The sequence below is a fragment of the Flavobacterium chilense genome, from assembly GCF_001602525.1.
GTDB lineage: Bacteria > Bacteroidota > Bacteroidia > Flavobacteriales > Flavobacteriaceae > Flavobacterium > Flavobacterium chilense.
Map to the genome: position 1 here is coordinate 1 of NZ_LSYT01000018.1, position 18,841 is coordinate 18,841.

Sequence of the window (18,841 nt, forward strand, 5' to 3'; positions counted from 1 at the left end):
GAAACCCGAAGCCTGCACTGCAGTCAGGAGCTTACCGGAACCGTAATTAGTGTTGCCACAGCAGAAGCACTCGCCAATACCAAACTATCCCTTTACGATGCCAGACATAATCTGGTAAGCAGCACCATTTCAGATCCCAAAGGCTTTTATAGTTTTGTGGTAGATTGCGGTAAAGTTTACTTTGTAAGGGCCGAAAAAGAAAATTATGCCACCAAAGAAGAACCCGTTACCATCTCCAAAGAGAATGGCAAGACCGATTTACCCATCGCACTGGAAGGATCAGAATGTCGTTTGACCATTGGGGACGATTTAGGAAAATGCTTCAACATCACCAATATCTATTTTGATTTAGACAAATCCACTATCACCCCAAAAGCGGTGATTGATTTAGAAAAGATTCTCGATGTACTGACCCAATATCCGTTAATGAAACTCGATATCCGCTCTCATACAGACAGCAGGGCAAGTTATAAATACAACGAAGCCTTGTCTGAGAGAAGAGCCAAATCAACGATCGAATGGCTGGTTAAAAACGGAGTTGACAAAAGCCGACTCACCGGAAAAGGATATGGCGAATCTCAACTGGTAAACAGATGTTCAGACGGAGTGAAATGTTCTGAAGAAGAACATCAGATGAACAGAAGAAGCGAGTTTATTGTGACCGCATTGTAGGATTATTTCAATATACAAACCCGAATAAAAAAACAGGCTGTCTATAATTTAGGCAGCCTGTTTTATGCAAAAAAGTCGTTGCAATTCTTTGAATTACAACGACCAATAAAAACCAACCAGTCCAATAATCGTTCTTATATCTTAACAAATATGTTAGTATAATATTTTTTTCCAGTCTTAGCATCAGTGGTTACTGCTAAGCCAAAATGGGTATAATCTCCCACAATATTCTCTTTATGTCCCGGACTATCCAGCCAGGCCCTTACCGCAGCATCAGAAGTTTTATAATTGTAGGCTACATTCTCTCCTACTTTTTTTGCTCCTAAAACAGCAATCAAATTATCTGAACGTGAAGTAAAATCATTATGATCAACTACATTGTTTTCAATCATGTATTTGTTATGTTCTTCACATTTAAAAGAAATATGATTTATTCTCTCAAGAGCATTTAGACCAATGCTCACCCGGTAATCATTTATTAATTTCATCGTTTCTAATTCCGAATCATTATAAGTGTAGTTTGTTACCAGGACTTCTGTTGTAGTACTACTTTCCGTTCCCTCAGCACTATCTGCTGAGCATGAGTTCATTGCAACAATCGTTACAACGAACATCATGACACGCATCATCTTTTTCATAATCAATAGCAGTTTAATTAGTCAAGTAAATGTTGGGGCAAATTCTTTAACTTATTTTTGGATAAATTGTTTAATTTCTTACTCAAACTTATTCAATCTATCGTTAAACTGCAAAATTAATCGATGAAATACATATATTTTATTTATTTTAACATAAAATTCTTACAACTATGAAGATAATCTTTCTATCTTCCATGAAAAATCAGATTGGCTCTGATAACGAATCCTGTCATGCAATCTGTTGGGTCTTCCCTGCCAAAATTCTACTTCTAAGGGTGTTACTAAAAAACCACCCCAATTTTCAGGTCGCGGAATGTGTTTTCCTTCAAAAGCTGTTTCTAATTTTTTCAGATTTTCTTCTAAAAATGTTCGGGACGGAATCACTTCACTTTGCTTGGAAACAATGGCTCCCAGCTTACTTCCATCTGGACGGGAATCAAAATAATTATCTGAAATAATTTCAGAAGTTTTCTGTGCAATTCCTTTAATAATTACCTGTCGTTCCATTTCCTGCCAAAAAAAAGACAGGCAAACACGAGGATTTTCTGCAATTGCTTTTCCTTTTTCAGAATCGTAATTGGTATAAAAAATAAAACCTTCTTCAGAAAATTTCTTTAATAAAACTACTCTCGATTTCGGAAAACCGTCTAATCCAATCGTAGAAACTGTCATAGCATTAACTTCGCCACTTGCACCAAAATCCTCTACTTCATGAAACCATCGGTTAAAAAGATTAATAGGATCTTCGGGAATATTAGTTTCTAACAATTCACTTTTTTCGTATGATTTTCTATAATTACTTAAATCATTCATTTTTCTATTTGTTAAATGTGACAAGTTAAATGTGATATGTCAGACAGTATAACTTTTTACTTCTAACATTTAACATCTAACAATTTAAAACTCAAAAGAAACTCCGTCATCTCCCAAAAGTACATTTGGAAAAATGGTTTCTGCTTCTTCTTTAAAACGTTCGATACCGTCGTATCTTGTAGAATAATGTCCTAAAATCAATTGTTTTGCATTTACCTTAAGCGCAATAGTAGCCGCTTCTTTTGCTGTTGAATGCAAGGTTTTATCAGCCAGGGCAGCTTCAGATTCCAGAAATGTAGCTTCATGGTACAAAACATCCACATCTTTTATAATTGGGAGAATGTCTTCATGATAAGCTGTATCTGAGCAAAAGGCATAACTCATGGCAGGAACCGGATCAAATGATAGTTTTTTATTTTCGATTACAGTTCCGTCATCCAGTGTAACATCTCCTCCACCTTTTATTTTTTGATAATAAGCCGTATGAATATTGTAGTGCTGAACAGCTTCGACATTTAGTTTTCGGTCAGCCGGCTTTTCCTGAAACAAAAAGCCATTGGTATATACACGATGCTTTAACGGAATCGTCTTTACAATAACTTTATTATCTTCAAAAATAACTTCGCTTTCTTTTGATTCTAATTCATGATAAAACAATTCATAGCTTAACCAGGAACTCGTTAATCTTAATTGCAAGGTAATGATCTCCTTCACTCCTTTCGGGCCATAAATATGTAAATCGGTTGTTCTTCCCAAAAGAGCAAAAGTCGAAATGGTACCAATTAATCCAAAAAGGTGATCTCCATGCAAATGCGAAATAAAGATATGATTGATTTTAGAAAATTTAATCTTGTTTTTACGCAATTGAACCTGGGTTCCTTCGCCACAATCTACTAAGAATATTTTGTTTTTTATTTCTAAAACCTGCGAAGTTGGGTTGGTAAGTGTTCTGGGAGTTGCGGCATAACAGCCAAGTATGGTTAATTTCATTTTAGAATTTAAATTTTAGATGGTTGATTTTAGATTGATAAAATTTTAGATTAAGCATTAAAAATCTAATATCTAAAATCAGAAATCTAAAATTAAAACCCAAGGTCTCTTTCTATTTCTTCCATTTCGATAATATCGTGTGCTTCCAATAGAGAAGGAACTACCGTTAATTTATCTGAAATAGCATTGAAGTCAAGATCTGAAACTACGATTACAAATGATTTTTTAGATTTTTTTTGCTGTTTTGCCAATGGCAAAAAAAGCTTTAAATCTTTCTCAGTCAATCCTGAATCAGCTGATAAATCGATTATAATATTTTGTTTTTCAAAGGTTTTAAATTGTTGCGTTACTTTTTCTACAAAGCCATTAAAATCACCCTGAGTATCTTTAATTGTAACAGTATGTCCTTTTTGATCTACTTTCATCTTATATATTATGCGCTCTTAACAAAATCAATATTTTTCAGAGCTAAGGTACGAAGTTTTTTTTTCTTAGTTATTTGAGGTTTCAAGTTTGTCAGGCTGAGCGAAGTCGAAGCCACGTTTGCAAAGCACATTTCGTTTTCAAAATCACTTCGACTTCGCTCAGTGTGACAGTCGAAGTATTTATATTTTAATAACTTAAAACCTGAAACAAAAACTATTGAATTTTAGATGCCAGCAAATAAATAACTGCCATTCTGATTGCTACACCATTTTCAACCTGATTCAAAATTACCGAATGATCAGAATCAGCCACTTCAGAAGTAATCTCTACTCCTCTATTGATTGGTCCAGGATGCATGATTACAATTTCTTTTCCAAGAGAATCCAAAAGCGGTTTGTCAACACCATATTGCTGAGCGTATTCGCGTGTCGATGGGAAAAAATTCACATCCATACGTTCGTTTTGTACACGAAGCATATTGGCAACATCACACCATTCGAGGGCTTTTCTTAAATTCGGTTCAACCGTAACACCAAGCGATTCAATATATCTTGGAATTAGTGTTTTTGGTCCGCAAACTTTAACCTCAGCACCCTGCATTTGCAAGGCATATATATTAGACAAGGCTACTCTCGAATGCAGAATATCACCTACAATAACTACTTTTTTTCCGGCTACATCACCCAGTTTTTCTCTGATCGAATAACTGTCTAATAACGCCTGAGTTGGATGTTCATGTGCTCCGTCTCCGGCATTTACGATGCTGGCTTTGACATTTTTGGATAAAAAATAAGCCGCTCCGGGATTGGAGTGGCGCATTACAACCATATCAACTTTCATTGACAGAATATTATTTACAGTATCAATCAGGGTTTCTCCTTTTTTAACTGAAGACTGTGCTGCCGAAAAACTAATGACGTCAGCAGATAACCGTTTCTGTGCTAATTCGAACGAAAGTTTGGTTCTGGTACTGTTTTCGAAAAAAATATTGGCAATCGTAATATCTCGTAATGAAGGAACTTTTTTAATTGGTCGGTTAATAACTTCTTTAAAATGATCGGCAGTTTCAAAAATCAGGTTAATATCATTCTCGTTGATATATTTAATTCCTAATAAATGATTTACGCTTAATTCTTTCATTTTTTATTGTTTAACTGTTTTTACTGTTTAATCGTTTATTTGTTTAACCGTTTAATCGCTTCCTTTCGATTAAACAATTAACCGGTTAACCGGTTAAACTAATTTGTCACTAGATGCACAACATCTTCACCTTCATTTTCTTTCCAGCTCACTTTTACTTTTTCACCATTGATAGCATCTACCTGGCGGCCGCGATAATCCGGCTGAATAGGTAAATTACGACTAAAACGTCTGTCTATTAACACTAACAATTCAATTTCAGATGGTCGCCCAAAAGACTGAATTGCAGTTAAAGCAGAACGAATACTTCGTCCGGTAAACAAAACGTCATCGATAAAAATGACTTTTTTGTCTTCGACTATAAAATTGATTTGTGTTTTATTGGCTTCAAGCGGTTTATCAGTACGGCGAAAGTCATCTCTAAAAAAAGTGATGTCCAGATATCCCAAAGAAATTTCAGGAACTTTATATTCGTCTTCTAATATTTGTTTTAAACGTTCAGCTAAAAAAACGCCTCTTGGCTGAATTCCCACTAAAATCGTATCGGAGAAATCAAGATGTTTTTCGATTAACTGACAAGCCAAACGATGGAGTATGATAGTAACTTCTTTTGAATTAAGTAATACTTTTTGGCTCATAATTAAGTGTAATGTTTGGTTGGGCAAATATACGAAATCAGAATTTATTTGTAGGGGTGTTGGGAAGGGAAATATTTTTTTACGTGGGTGAAAAGAATTAGAATCGTAAAATACATTTAAAAATAACTATATGATGTATCATTAAAAAATAAAATTTTATTTTTACTAATCAATAATATATCTTTTAGAATAACAAAATAATTAGTTTCATTTTCAAAATATAAAACTTCGTTAAATACAAATCACAATACTAAAATTATCCGAATGAAATTAGATAACATATTTTTTAGAGTCATGACATCTCTTTTAATGTTAGTTATACTTTCCTTTTTTAATAAAATTTCTAAGATTTCTGTCGAATTGATAAAAACTCAATTATGCATTAACTCCACATGGCAAAATAATAATCTCATAACACTTATTATTTATTTAGTAATTGGAACAATTTCTTTAATTATAATAATCACAGATAATAAATATTTTGAAAAAAATTATAATGTTACTTTTCTACGAAAAATCACAGCTTCAATATTCAGATTAATAGGTATTGTATCTATTTTTTTTATTTTATTTTCAATATACTTTTTAGTATTAAAATGATAACTCTATTTAGATAATATTTAAATCAGAAACACATTTAATAGATTATTGAAAAATAAACATTTTACCCAATGAAAACATGAATTGATGGCACCAGATTTTAATAAAAACACAATTGATACTTTAGCGAAAAGAGCAGCTTATAAATGCTCAAATCCCGATTGTAGAGTCCTAACTGTTGGTCCAAATTTTGATCCAGAAAAATCAACGAAAATAGGTGAAGCTGCTCACATTTATGGAGCTAGAATAGGCTCTAAAAGGTATAATGATAAAATGACAGATACTTCACGAGCAGAAATCACCAATTCAATATGGTTATGTCGCAATTGTCATAAACTTATTGATACCGACGAACATAAATATTCTTCTAACATATTATTTGCATGGAGAGAACAACATGAAGGTTTTATATCTTCTACTTTAGGAAACAATACGGATCAAATACTATATAAAGAACAAATTTCTTCTTTGAGAGATTTTGATATTTATCCTCATTTAATAAAACGAATTATTATTGACCAACCTGACGGATGGGAATACAGACTTACAGCTGAATTAATGAGGTTTCTAAACGAACCCCTTTTTAGAAAGCTTAATGATTTAAAAGATGGACTATATTTAAAGCAATCGGAAAATGTTGATTCAGAAAAAGCTTTTAGTTGGATTCAAGATAGAATAAATGAAATGTCAAGAATTACTATACCTGCAGTGGGATTATTAGAAAAACTAACAAAAAGTTGGGGTAAACTTGGGCAACCTGGAGATCTAAAAGAAATTCATCATGTTACCAAATTAATTAAAGAATATTTAGAACATGTCATAGCATTTGAAGAAAGGATTAGATTTGTAAATATTCCTTCAGAATATCAAAAAATTCTTTGTTTACTTCAGAATCTAATTGGTTCACAGGTGGAAAAATTATCCATTATTCCTTTAGAACTTGATAATGTTATTTCAATCATACAAAACCCTCGAAAAGAACATGAAACTCCTACAATAATCGAAAAAGAAATTACGTTTGAGGTACCTGCTTCTTGGCAAAAAGATCTTAACAGAGAAATCAATAAATTAGGTGGGTATTCAACCTCAAAGCATTCATCTGGATGCCTTATAGCGTTAATATTTTTAATAGTGTTTACAATTTATTTATTATATTAAATACCATAAAAACATGAAAGCAAAAATCACATCAATCCCAGTTCAGGATCAGGAAAAAGCATTACAGTTTTATACTCAAAAATTAGGTTTTATAAAAAAGCATGATATTCCATTAGGTGAAAATCACAGATGGTTAACCGTTGTTTCTAAAGATGAACCAGACGGTGTTGAAATCCTGCTTGAGCCATCACCCAATCATTTTGAACCTGCGAAAACCTATCAGAAAGCGCTTTTTGAAGCCGGAATTCCGTACACGCAATTTAATGTTGATAATCTTGACGAAGAATATAAGAGATTGATAAATCTTGATGTTGATTTTACCATGAAACCAACCGAAATGGGAAATGTAAAAATTGCTATCCTAGATGATACTTGTGGGAATAAAATTCAATTAATTGAAATGTTGTAACTATTCAACTGGATTAAAATCCAGCGCTACAATATACGCCGAACCTTTGGTTTTCTTTTTGGTTTGAATTATCCTTTAATCAAAATCATAAAACTTTTCAACCAAATTATGTAACACGTTTTTTTAATGACTGAAGTAATTTTATTGTAAGCAAATTAGAATACTCAATTCTTTTTAAAACAATTAAAACAGCAAAATCATGCAAAAGAATATTACACGTTTGTTAATGGTATTCGTAATACTATTTTCATTTACAAGTTGCGAAGTTATTGGAGACATTTTTAAAGCCGGAATGGGATTTGGAATCTTTATCGTGATCTTTATTATTGCGATTATTATTTTTATAATCAGTAAGGTTTTTGGAAGTAAATAAAACATAAAAAAATCCCCGTTATAATTATAACGGGGATTTTGTTTTTAAACACATAGAAACATGGTTTTTGAACTTAAAAAAAAGCGTTTCACTTTTCTGCAAAAAACATAGCTCTGTGTTTTATGTTATTAAAGATTGTACATCTTTTTTCTTTGCTCCTGAATTTTTTCATCATCAAGATATTCGTCAAATGTCATATAACGGTCAATTACTCCGTTTGGTGTTAACTCTACAATTCGGTTACCAACAGTTTGTGCAAATTCGTGGTCATGTGTTGTAAAAATTACAGAACCTTTAAAGTTTTTCAATGAGTTATTAAAAGCGGTAATAGATTCCAGATCTAAGTGATTTGTTGGTTCGTCCAGCATTAAAATGTTTGCACGTTCCATCATCATTCTGGATAACATACAACGTACTTTTTCTCCTCCTGATAATACACGACTTGTTTTTAGTGCTTCTTCTCCAGAGAAAATCATTTTTCCTAAGAAACCTCTAATAAATACTTCATCACGCTCTTCTTCTGTTTTGGCATATTGACGTAACCAGTCTACCAAAGTCAAATCATTTTCGAAGAATGAGTGATTTTCAGCAGGAAGGTAAGCCTGGTTTGTTGTAATTCCCCAATCGAAAGTTCCAGAATCTGCTTGTTGATTTCCGTTTAAGATTTCATAGAAAGCAGTTGTTGCACGTGAATCTTTAGAGAAAAGAACAATCTTGTCTCCTTTTGCCATATTCAAGTCAACATCTTTAAATAAAAGTTCTCCATCTACAGATGCAGATAAGTTTTCTACATTTAAAATCTGATCTCCGGCTTCACGATCCTGATCGAAAATAATCGCAGGATAACGACGGCTTGAAGGTTTGATTTCAGAAATATTCAGTTTTGAAATCATTTTTTTACGAGAAGTTGCCTGTTTTGATTTCGCCACGTTAGCACTAAAACGACGAATAAATTCTTCCAGCTCTTGTTTCTTCTCTTCTGCTTTTTTGTTTTGCTGAGCGCGTTGTTTTGCCGCTAATTGGCTAGACTCGTACCAAAATGTATAGTTTCCTGAATAGTGATTGATTTTTCCGAAATCAATATCAGAAATATGTGTACAAACCGCATCTAAAAAGTGACGGTCGTGAGATACCACGATTACTGTATTTTCGTAATTTGCCAGGAAGTTTTCTAACCAGGCGATTGTTTCGAAATCCAGGTCGTTGGTAGGCTCATCCATAATAAGTAAATCAGGATTTCCAAAAAGTGCCTGCGCCAAAAGCACACGAACTTTCATTTTTCCTTCCATATCACCCATTAAGGTATAATGATGCTCTTCTGTAATTCCAAGGTTAGACAACATTGCTGCAGCATCAGAATCGGCATTCCACCCGTTCATTTCTTCAAACTGTACCTGAAGCTCCCCTATTCTGTCAGCATTTTTATCGTTGTAGTCTAAATAAAGTTCATCCATTTCTTTTTTAACAGCATACAGAACTTTATTTCCCATTAGAACGGTTTCCAAAACAGTATGCTCATCGAACATGTTGTGGTTTTGGTTTAAAACCGACATACGTTTTCCCGGCTCTAAATGGATATGACCTGAAGTTGGGTCCATATCGCCAGAAATGATTTTTAGGAAAGTTGATTTTCCAGCACCATTGGCTCCAATAACGCCGTAAATATTTCCGTGAGTGAATGTGGTATTTACTTCGTCAAACAAAATTCGTTTGCCAAATTGAACTGATAAATTATTGACTGTTAACATGAATGTCTTTTTAATTAATTTGGTGCAAAAGTAAGGAAAAAGGTTCAGAGTTGCAAAGATGCAAAGGCTCTAAGTTTTTTACATTGCAAAATGTGAAAAGTGAAATGTAAAATCCTTCATTACACTCAAATACAATAACATCTCACTTCTTACTTTTAGCATCTCACTTTTTATAATTTACTTTCTTTTGCTAAAGCCACTTCTAAGCTTTCAAAATTAGGAAGGACTTTAGCTATTAGCCCTTCTTTGTTTAGAATAAAATGTGTTGGAAATGAATTCAGTTGTAAAGCTTCATTCATATACACTTTCATATCTGGAATAACCGAATAAGACAACGGTTTTCTGACTAAGAAGGTTTTTAGTTGTGCTGCTGAATCTTCTGCCAGACTTATAAAAAGAATATCTTTTCGGTCTTTGTATTCTTCAGTTAGCTTATTTACCTGCGGAAATTCTCTAATACAGGGTGTACAGTGAATATACCAGCATTTTATCACAATTATTTTTCCTTTCATGGATTCGTTGGTAACCAGATTTCCATTTAAATCTTTAAACGAAAATGGAGGAAATGCAGTGCCTTCCATCTTGTAATTTTTATATGCATCGAAACCAATTTGATTGATGGTTGCTTTTATACTGGTATCTGAATTAGGCTGAATTTTAAATAATTTATAATAATAAATAGTATCCTCAGATTTTAAACGGATTGGAATAAAGTTTCCGTTTGCTAACTGATCTAAAAAAGATTCTTTTGAGATTTCTTTAGAAAGAGGATCTAATGCTGTAAAATCTCTGGAAAGCATGATGTTTTTACTTTGATAGGCAGACCAGTCACTGAAATTCTTTTGAATTTGGATTGGGTCAGCTTCCGGATTTCCGAATTTATTCTGACTAAAAGAAATAGTTGTGATTAAAAGTGTGATTACAATGATGATTGATTTCTTCATGAAGATTTGGTACAATAATTTTCAGGCAAAAATACACTTTTTTATTACGTTTTTTTAACTGTAAAGAACGTAATAGGTTTACGAAGAGTTCGCAAAATCTGCATTTCTTTTTTAATGTTTTATTTGTGATAAAAATGAATGTCCTAGCCCTGATGGGAGCGGCATCCTTTTATGGCGGGGTTCGCCAGAAAAGATACAGCGGACAGCAGGAACCAGCTCCTTGAAATAATACTTTAAGAACAAACATAAAAAAACCTGGCAATTGTATTGCCAGGTTCATAATGCTCGCTTTTAAGTGAAAACCAAATAACAAAATCACCTAAATTTGATGCATTTATTCGAAATAAAAATTAGATTAAAAAATAAATAACCAAACTCAATTTTAACCGTCCCAATTTTTTATTCCTAAATTTTTCCATTCGAAAAGTGCTGAACTTTAGTTTAAAAAGTTCATTACTTTGAATGATTTTTTGTTTCCTGCTTTGTCTGTTACCACAACTATAAACAATTGCTTAGTGGTAAAACTTTGATTGTGAAGCAGTATTTCTTTATTATTTTGAACATTGTTATGATTTACCAGTAATTGTCCAATGGTATTGAATACATCTACCTGAGCAATTTCTTCGGTATCATTTGTAACTGATAGCGCGTTGTTTCTAAAGTATGCTATTGTGATATTGTTCTTTGACGGAACATTGTCAATCGCTAATGATTTTGCTGTTGATTGCGAAGCAAAATAAGCGGCATATGCTTTAGATAATTCAGATGAATTTCCACAAGAAGAGGCATCCCAGTTTACAGACCAAGTCATTAAACCTCTTAAAGAAGGATATGGCCCGCCTGGCTGCATAGTGTATGTTCTTCCTGAAAAAGTGGTTCCGGTTCTTAAATAATTCATAGCACTAATTCCTTCTGCCGGCGTTAAATAACCGCTACCTGCTGCACTTGGACAAGCTGGTAATGCAATAAGAACTTTTGAAGCCGGTAAACCATCAAAACGCATTCCTGTTGTAGCAATGTTGTACCCTTTTATCACCATATCAGTTAGGGCTGTTACCATGTTTGCTTTCTTAGCTGAACCATAATATTGACCATCTAATCCGTTTTCTCCTCCTGTATTATACAATTGTACAGCTAACAAATCTAATTCATTACGTAAGTTTTGAATGATTGGCAGGAAGGAACCAAAAGTATCATTGTAGGTCGAATATCCTCCTTGTACATATTGTGTTTCCGGAGCTGCAGTTAATAAAAATCCAGGACCATAATAAGCCTTTAATTCTTTACAGGCATCTACTACATTTTTTAGTCTTGGATAAGCAGAAATACCTGCATAAGAAATATCTCTTAAACCTCCTGCATTAAAATTCATTGATCCGCCTTCAAAATCCAAATCAACTCCATCAAATTGATACTCATCAATAATTGCTTTCAGACCATTTACAAAAATATTTTTTTGAGTTACATTATCTAAAACAACATGACCATTTTGACCTCCGATAGAGACTATAACAGGAACGCCGCTATCTCTTAAGGATTTTATATCATTTTTCAACAATTGTTTATTGAAAACACCATTGGTCAGGTATCTGTTATCATTTGTAGTTAATACTGGTGTATAACCATCACGATTAACTGTTTCTATGAAAGAATAATCAACTACGTTAAACTTACTTCCCACCATTTGAGAAAAATATAGAAACGGAGCGCCAGTATTTTCCCAGGAATGTGCATATCCTAAAATAATTTTAGATGGAAGCGGAATAAATCTATTAGTGCTCACCGGAGCAATTTTAATTGTATTGTTTAATGTAGTTACACCAGATTGATTATCGGTTGCTTTGATTACAACTGGATAATCCTGATAAGCAGATGGTGTAAAATTATACGTATAAGTATTATTTGCACCTGCTGTCATATTAAATGTACCTCCATTTATTGTAATAGTAACACCTGAAACCGATCCGTCACTATCAACGGCTATAACTGAAATTGGCACAACCTGGAAAGAACTTTGGTTTACTGTAGTATTTGATGGTGAATTCCAAGTAATTACAGGTAATGAATTAGGGCAAGTTGTTCCTGAACATTGTAAAGAGAATGTTTTTGTGTTTTCTGCTGTTGCTCCACTTGACGCTGTTAAAGTTGCTTTTAAAGTATAATTTTTATTAAAGTCTGCTGCAACTGGTGTCCAGTTTGCTACATATTCTGTTCCTGAAAGTGCTGCTGTGATATTTTGTCCGTTGATGTTGAATACAACTGACGAAATTGTTAAGCTGGCGTCTACACTTGCAGTTGCTTTAAGTTGAATAGCTGTTCCCGGAGCAATTGCTACTGTTGCCGCTGAAGGAGCCGTAATAGTAACCTGAGGCGGTGAAACTGTGTTGGTGTTAAAATTATAAATTGTTGGCGTTGTTGGCATTGCAAAGTTTGCCAGATTATTTGGATAGTAAGCTACTTCTCCATTTTGCCATGAATTTAATTTTAAACTTAAAATCTGTGTATAACCTGCTACAGCTGTGTTATCAAAACTATAATTTCCTGATGCATCTGTTGTTGCCAGAACGCTTTTCCAGTTATGTGTATTGTCTGTCCATGGCACAACCAATTCTACTTTGGCATTTGCAACCGGAGCTGAACCGTTTTTAACTGTACCGCTAATTAAGTTTGTGGCTGCTGCCAATGCTGTTTTAGCTGTTGAACTTGTATTAAAATTATAAACTGTTGGATTTGCAGGAATTGCAAAGTTGGCCAGATTATTTGGAAAATAAGCTACCTCTCCGTTTTGCCATGAATTTAACTTCAGGCTCAAAGCCTGTGTATAACCGTCTACAACTGAATTGTCAAAACTGTATTTTCCTTGTGCATCTGTTGTTGCAATTACACTTTTCCAATTGTGTGCATTATCTGTCCAAGGTAAAACCAATTCTACCTTTGCACCAGCAACCGGAGTCGTTCCGTTTTTAACAGTCCCGCTAATTTTGCTTGAATTTGACACAACATCCTGAGCAAAGTTTAAAGTTTTATTTGCATTCAAATTAGAATAAACCGTTGAAGCAGGTGTAAAAGTTTGTCCTGTTAAGGCAGCTGTTAGGGTATAATTTCCACCAGAAGTCAAAGTAAGCGAATAAGCTCCGCTTGTATTTGTAACTGCTGTTACATTGCCTGCAGTAGAAGCTGCAGTAATTGTTACGCCAGAAATCGGAGTTGTTCCGCTCAAAACTGTTCCGCTTACAGTATAAGTTACAACTGCTGCTCCCTGAGTGAAATTCAGTGTTTTATTGGCATCAATTGCGTTATATACTGTAGAAGCCGGAGTATAAGAGAATCCGGATTTTGCAGCTGTAACAGTAAAGTTAAGACCTGCTGTTAATCCTGCAACACTATAAGCTCCGCTTGCATTTGAAACCGCTGTTAATGTTGTACTTCCTGAAACTGCTGAAACTGTTACGCCAGAAACCGGAGTTGTTCCGTCCAGAACTGTTCCGCTTACGGTATATGTTGGCTGAGTCCCGTTGATTACAACAGCTGTCTGATTAACTGTTACGTTGTTTAAACTTACCGGAGTAAAAGTATAAGTTGCTTTTAAAGCAGTTAGTGTATAATTTTGTCCTGAAGTTAAGTTATTGAATGCAAAATTACCGTTAGCAGAAGCTACTGTTTGCAATACAACATTACTTGCATTACGCAGTTCAACTGTAACATCTGTTATTAGAGCTGCTCCGTTTTTTACAGAACCTGAAATACTTACGGTTCCGGGAACGATGCTTCCAAATGATGTATCAACCTGAGTTAATAATGAATTTGCAACAGCACCTCTGGTATCCTGAGACAGCTCCCAGATCATACCTCCTGCAAGATTTTTTGATTTAATATATTGTACTTTTAAATCCATCGATTGTTTATCCTCATAAGAGATAAACTGTTTTAAAGTAGCATTGTATAAATAAGGGACTTTTGTGGTGTTGTCAAAATAGCGTACCCATCCTGCCGAAGCTGCACTTGGTGTAACCAACATGGTATTTGGATCTAAATAAGCATGTGAATTGGTTACCGGATTACCCACTAAATCGCAGATTTCGATACTTCCTGAGCGTTCACAAGCTCCGGAACCATCCCATGTTCCAATTGGGTTTTGCGGATTTGTACATCCCGGAACAATATCTCTTGGTGCAGAAACGAATAATCCCGGTAAATTTGGATTAGTTCCGTTATTGGCAACATGATCAAATTTCTTTCCGTAAAAAGGTAATCCCATGATTAATTTGTTTGCCGGGAATCCAATTACATTGAGGTACTGACTGGTCAATTCATCCAATGATTCTGATTGCGTTGCGCCATACAACGGATCATTTGTGTTTCCACTTGCATATAGAGGGGCATTGTAACATGTTTTATCATACCAGTTTCCACCAAAATCATATCCAAAATAAGTGATATAATCACAATAAGTCGAAATGTCTTCTGTCATTCCGTATTGTGCTCTGTTGTTTGGTCCAAGATACTGTTTAGAAACATTTCGAACGTTGTTTCCGGCAGCAATAGTGATTAATTTATTTGGCATTGCCTGACGCATTGCTTTTAATAAATACACTAAATTTTTGTTGTCATCAGGGCTGTATTTTTGTGGAGGTACAGGTGAGCCATTCACTATTTCCGTACCATCAGTTCCTCCGGAAAGAGGATATTCCCAGTCGATGTCGAATCCGTCAATAAACGGATAAGTGACAATGAAATTTGCCATATCTGCAGCCAATGCGGCTCTTGCAACAGGACTTGCTGCAATTGGAGAAAGATCCTGTCCTTTTGTCCATCCTCCAACAGAGATTAAAATTTTTAAATGAGGATACTTTTGTTTCAACTTCATTAAGTCATAAAAATTTCCTTTTACCGGAGCATCCCAAGGGATTCCTCCTTCCATATGCTCGAAATCAGCATAAGTATCCAAACATTTTAATTTGGTGTTCTCCGGATGGGCAGGATCATAAGTTGTCCCATAAAAAGAATAATTCAAATGCGTCAATTTACTTCCGTCTATTTTGGGAACATTGAAATCCCGGGCATAAATAGACCATTGCGCATAATACCCTACTACTTTTTTACCGTGAGCTGGCTGAGCTGACGCAAGTAAGGGAAACAGTAACAAAAAGAGCAATCTGTAATAATGTTTCATAGTTAAATAATATTGGTTAATAGAAAATAAATATTCCAATTACGATACCTTACAAACCAAAAAGGCTTGTAAATGCAACAACTGGGATTCAATTCATTGCAAATAGAAAACATTGCAACTCACTGGAAATTAATTCTTATACTTCTAGAAATAAATATTACTATTACGATCATCCATAATCATTAGTGAATAGTATTGATTGATATTTATTTAAATAATTAGGTTAAACTCAAATGATAAATTTGGGATTCATCAATTTTAATACTCTACTTTTTTGTCATGTTTTTTATTCTCTCTATTTGGTTTTTAAATGTTAATAATTCTTTTTAGCGGTTATTTTTTGTTTGATTTGGTGAATGAATACATTTCATGTTTGTCATAAATATCTCTACTAGAAATCTCTAGTAGAGATAAATAAATTACTAAATAATCAGTGGTAACAAAACATACTAAATACTAACTCAAACCAAATTCATTATATTAATTTTTTAAGACTTTCGTAAACTGATAATTCTACATCTGCATGATCTTTACTATTACATAATTCTATCAGGTTCTTTAAGTCATCTGTTTTTAATGTTGATTTATTATCTAAAACAAGTAGCATTTCCTGCGATACATCATTTAAACTTTTTGACAATGGCAAAATTGGCTGTACCAGCGGCGCATTACCACTCAATTCAATTAGTCCTTTGTTTACTGCGATCCATTTATTAAAAAATGCTGCAACCTTTGCTTTGTTTTCCGGTGTTTTACTGCTTAAATATTGGGCAACGGCATCATCAAAAGCCAGGGAATCTTTTGCATCCGGTCCGCAGGCATCAGCAAAAAGCGTAAATGGAGAATACATTTGATATTCTGTTCCGCCTTTGTTACGCTTATATCCTTTTAATGGTTCACAAACATTGGTAAATTCGTTTAACGATTTAATATTCTGATTGTTTGAGATGTTTCTTAAAATAACAGCTTTGTTACGAATATGGGTAAGTCCCAGTTCTTCTAATCTAAATGAAACTACCTCAAGACGTTTGCGCATACTGGCTAAATCTGTAATATCTTCTGCTGACCAAAGTCTTTCTGCGATTGCTGCTGTTCTTGGCCAAAGCCTTGAATCTATAGTAGTTTCGGTTACCAGTTCTGACCACATTGTAGCTTCTCCGCCTAATACTCTTGCTTTTTCTTCTGCAGATAAATTAGCTCCTTTTGGCATTGGATCATTTAAATAATGACTTGCAATTGGGTACATTAAGTCAATATAATAGCCATTTGACTGTACTGTTTTATATCCTTTTTTTACGGCGTCAATCAATGATTGTCCTGCAACTACTCCTTCATTGGCTCCTCTCCATGCATGGATAATGGCATCTTTTGACATGTTTTTGGTCAAAATTTCTTCCCATCCCATTAGTTGTTTACCATGTTTTTTTAGCATTGGAACCAATTGCATGGTAAAGTAGGTTTGTAATTCATGATTGTTTGCCAGGTTGTTTTTCTTTTTAAATTCCTGAATCTTTGGGTTTGCATCCCAGTCTTTACCTTCATTTTCATCTCCCCCGATGTGAAAATAAGCGCCTGGGAATAATGGGCAAACCTCATCAAAAATTTCACTTAATAATTTATATGTTTTAGGATTTGAAGGATCTAATGTTGGCGAAAAAATACCTGCATTTCTTTCAATTCCATAGGTAGCGATTGCTGTACCCTGAATATTTTTTTCAGAAGTCCCACCTGTCAGTGTAATCACTTTACTGCCAATTTCAGGATAGGCAGTTAAAATTGCTGATCCATGACCTGGAACATCTATTTCCGGAACTATTAAAATACCTCGTTCATCAGCATATTTAATAATACTTCTAATTTCATCCTGTGTATAATACAATCCATCCGAAGCAAATTCGATTAGTCTTGGAAGTTTTTTCATTTCGATTCTCCATCCCTGGTCGTCTACTAAATGCCAGTGAAAAACGTTCATTTTCATAGCGGCCAGTCCGTCAATGTTTCTTTTGATAACATCAACCGGCTGAAAATGTCTGGCAGCGTCAACCATCAAACCTCTCCAGGTAAATCTTGGGAAATCTGATATTTGTGATGCCGGAAAATAAAATGATGTATTATTGTTTTGTAACAGTTGTAACAAGGTTTCAAGTCCGTGTAAGGCACCTAAATCGCTTGTTGCATTTATTGTAATTTGGTTTTGTTTGATATCTAAATGATAACTCTCATCTTCGTATAAACCAATTTTACCGTTTTTGGTACAATTGATCTGAAGTGAAGCAGTTGGAACTTCATTTAATTTTGTAATAAAACCTTGTTCGAAAAAAATACCGGTTCTACCATCTAAGCGACGTAAAAAACGAGTTACACCACCAAAAATTCGGGGATTTGGATTTCCGGTAATGTTTACTTTAAAATTTTTATTTAAAGCAAAATTTCCGTCGTTTAAAACAACACTTTGAGGCCAGGGCATAAGGTTTAATTGCTCTTTTTTAATTTGAGCACCAGACGTTAAACCCGCTAATAGTAGGACTAATAAATATTTCATTTTTACTGTTTTTGAAAGATGTTATCCTGAGATAACAGTTTTAATAAATAAAGGAAACAAAACTCAGAATGATCTCTGTTGGACCCTCACTATCTTTATGAAATCAATCTGAATTTTGTAATATGATTCGCTCTCACCCGAATCTTAAATTTTAATTTTAGTAATCAAAACGTTTAAAAGCTTCGATTGCTTCGTATTCAGCCAAACCTAGTTCATCGTATAAGATGGCTGTGTTTTTATTACGGTCTTCGGCTCTCACCCAGAATTCTCTGGAGTCATTACCCTGAAACATCACCCGGTCTTTTTGAGACTGGTGGTATAAAATGGCATGACGTTTCAACAATACTTCTGATGGGGAAAGCGGCACTGCCATATCGATTTCATGAATATCCCATTCGTGCCATGCTCCTCTGTACAACCATAACCAGCAATCATCCATGTATTTTTGATGTTTGAGTTCTTTCATGGCTGCAAAAATCGCGTTCAGACATACTTCATGGGTTCCGTGCGGATCGGCAAGATCTCCTGCTGCAAAAACCTGATGTGGTTTTATTCTGTCGATAATTTCTTTTACAAT

14 protein-coding genes and 1 pseudogene are annotated in these 18,841 nt (G+C 34.3%); 4 read left to right on the top strand and 11 right to left on the bottom strand.

All coding sequences use genetic code 11. The annotated features are described in order from the left end of the window. Nucleotides 1-672: OmpA family protein (locus A4F88_RS24850; RefSeq protein WP_156062683.1), on the top strand; the 672-nt coding region annotated here is incomplete at its 5' end. 134 nt (nt 673-806) lie between these two features. Here A4F88_RS24850 and A4F88_RS24855 read toward each other — a convergent pair. The 6 genes from A4F88_RS24855 to pyrR all read right to left on the bottom strand — a co-directional run bounded on the left by A4F88_RS24855 (nt 807) and on the right by pyrR (nt 5,317). Then, the gene (locus A4F88_RS24855; protein WP_068845874.1) at nt 807-1,310 is read right to left on the bottom strand and encodes a CAP domain-containing protein; all 504 of its coding nucleotides are present in this window, start codon (nt 1,308-1,310) and stop codon (nt 807-809) included. Nucleotides 1,311-1,478: 168 nt separating this feature from the next. After that, nucleotides 1,479-2,123 carry a pyridoxamine 5'-phosphate oxidase gene (gene pdxH / locus A4F88_RS24860; protein ID WP_068845876.1) on the bottom strand — a complete coding sequence of 215 codons (645 nt, stop codon included), beginning with the start codon at nt 2,121-2,123 and terminating at the stop codon, nt 1,479-1,481. 84 nt (nt 2,124-2,207) lie between these two features. Continuing rightward, nucleotides 2,208-3,113 carry a ribonuclease Z gene (locus A4F88_RS24865; RefSeq protein WP_068845877.1) on the bottom strand — a complete coding sequence of 302 codons (906 nt, stop codon included), beginning with the start codon at nt 3,111-3,113 and terminating at the stop codon, nt 2,208-2,210. A 92-nt stretch (nt 3,114-3,205) separates the two neighbouring features. Beyond that, complete coding sequence (locus A4F88_RS24870; protein ID WP_068845879.1) at nt 3,206-3,538, bottom strand: ribonuclease Z; 333 nt, start codon at nt 3,536-3,538, stop codon at nt 3,206-3,208. Nucleotides 3,539-3,752: 214 nt separating this feature from the next. Continuing rightward, entirely contained in the window at nt 3,753-4,679 is a 927-nt protein-coding gene (locus tag A4F88_RS24875) for an aspartate carbamoyltransferase catalytic subunit (RefSeq protein WP_029273654.1), read from the bottom strand. A 98-nt stretch (nt 4,680-4,777) separates the two neighbouring features. Then, entirely contained in the window at nt 4,778-5,317 is a 540-nt protein-coding gene (gene pyrR / locus A4F88_RS24880; protein ID WP_068845881.1) for a bifunctional pyr operon transcriptional regulator/uracil phosphoribosyltransferase PyrR, read from the bottom strand. Between the two features lie 687 nt (nt 5,318-6,004). On the opposite strand from pyrR, the gene A4F88_RS24890 reads away from it, so the two are divergent. From A4F88_RS24890 to A4F88_RS25640, 3 genes are all read left to right on the top strand, one after another. Further along, nucleotides 6,005-7,075, top strand: a complete 1,071-nt coding sequence (locus A4F88_RS24890) for an HNH endonuclease (RefSeq protein ID WP_068845885.1) — start codon at nt 6,005-6,007, stop codon at nt 7,073-7,075. A 13-nt stretch (nt 7,076-7,088) separates the two neighbouring features. Further along, the gene (locus tag A4F88_RS24895) at nt 7,089-7,484 is read left to right on the top strand and encodes a VOC family protein (RefSeq protein ID WP_068845886.1); all 396 of its coding nucleotides are present in this window, start codon (nt 7,089-7,091) and stop codon (nt 7,482-7,484) included. 199 nt (nt 7,485-7,683) lie between these two features. Next, complete coding sequence (locus A4F88_RS25640) at nt 7,684-7,857, top strand: hypothetical protein (protein ID WP_167349267.1); 174 nt, start codon at nt 7,684-7,686, stop codon at nt 7,855-7,857. Nucleotides 7,858-7,985: 128 nt separating this feature from the next. Here A4F88_RS25640 and A4F88_RS24900 read toward each other — a convergent pair whose 3' ends face one another. The 5 genes and pseudogenes from A4F88_RS24900 to A4F88_RS24920 form a co-directional block, all read right to left on the bottom strand. Then, nucleotides 7,986-9,605, bottom strand: a complete 1,620-nt coding sequence (locus A4F88_RS24900) for an ABC-F family ATP-binding cassette domain-containing protein (protein ID WP_068845888.1) — start codon at nt 9,603-9,605, stop codon at nt 7,986-7,988. 170 nt (nt 9,606-9,775) lie between these two features. Continuing rightward, nucleotides 9,776-10,549 carry a TlpA family protein disulfide reductase gene (locus A4F88_RS24905; protein WP_068845890.1) on the bottom strand — a complete coding sequence of 258 codons (774 nt, stop codon included), beginning with the start codon at nt 10,547-10,549 and terminating at the stop codon, nt 9,776-9,778. Nucleotides 10,550-10,985: 436 nt separating this feature from the next. Beyond that, on the bottom strand, nt 10,986-15,722 hold the full coding sequence (gene chiA / locus A4F88_RS24910; RefSeq protein WP_068845892.1) for a T9SS-translocated chitinase ChiA: 4,737 nt from the start codon (nt 15,720-15,722) through the stop codon (nt 10,986-10,988). Nucleotides 15,723-16,197: 475 nt separating this feature from the next. Then, complete coding sequence (locus A4F88_RS24915; protein WP_068845893.1) at nt 16,198-18,264, bottom strand: beta-N-acetylhexosaminidase; 2,067 nt, start codon at nt 18,262-18,264, stop codon at nt 16,198-16,200. A 157-nt stretch (nt 18,265-18,421) separates the two neighbouring features. Next, nucleotides 18,422-18,841 (bottom strand): annotated as a pseudogene (locus A4F88_RS24920) (glucosamine-6-phosphate deaminase); the annotation flags it as partial.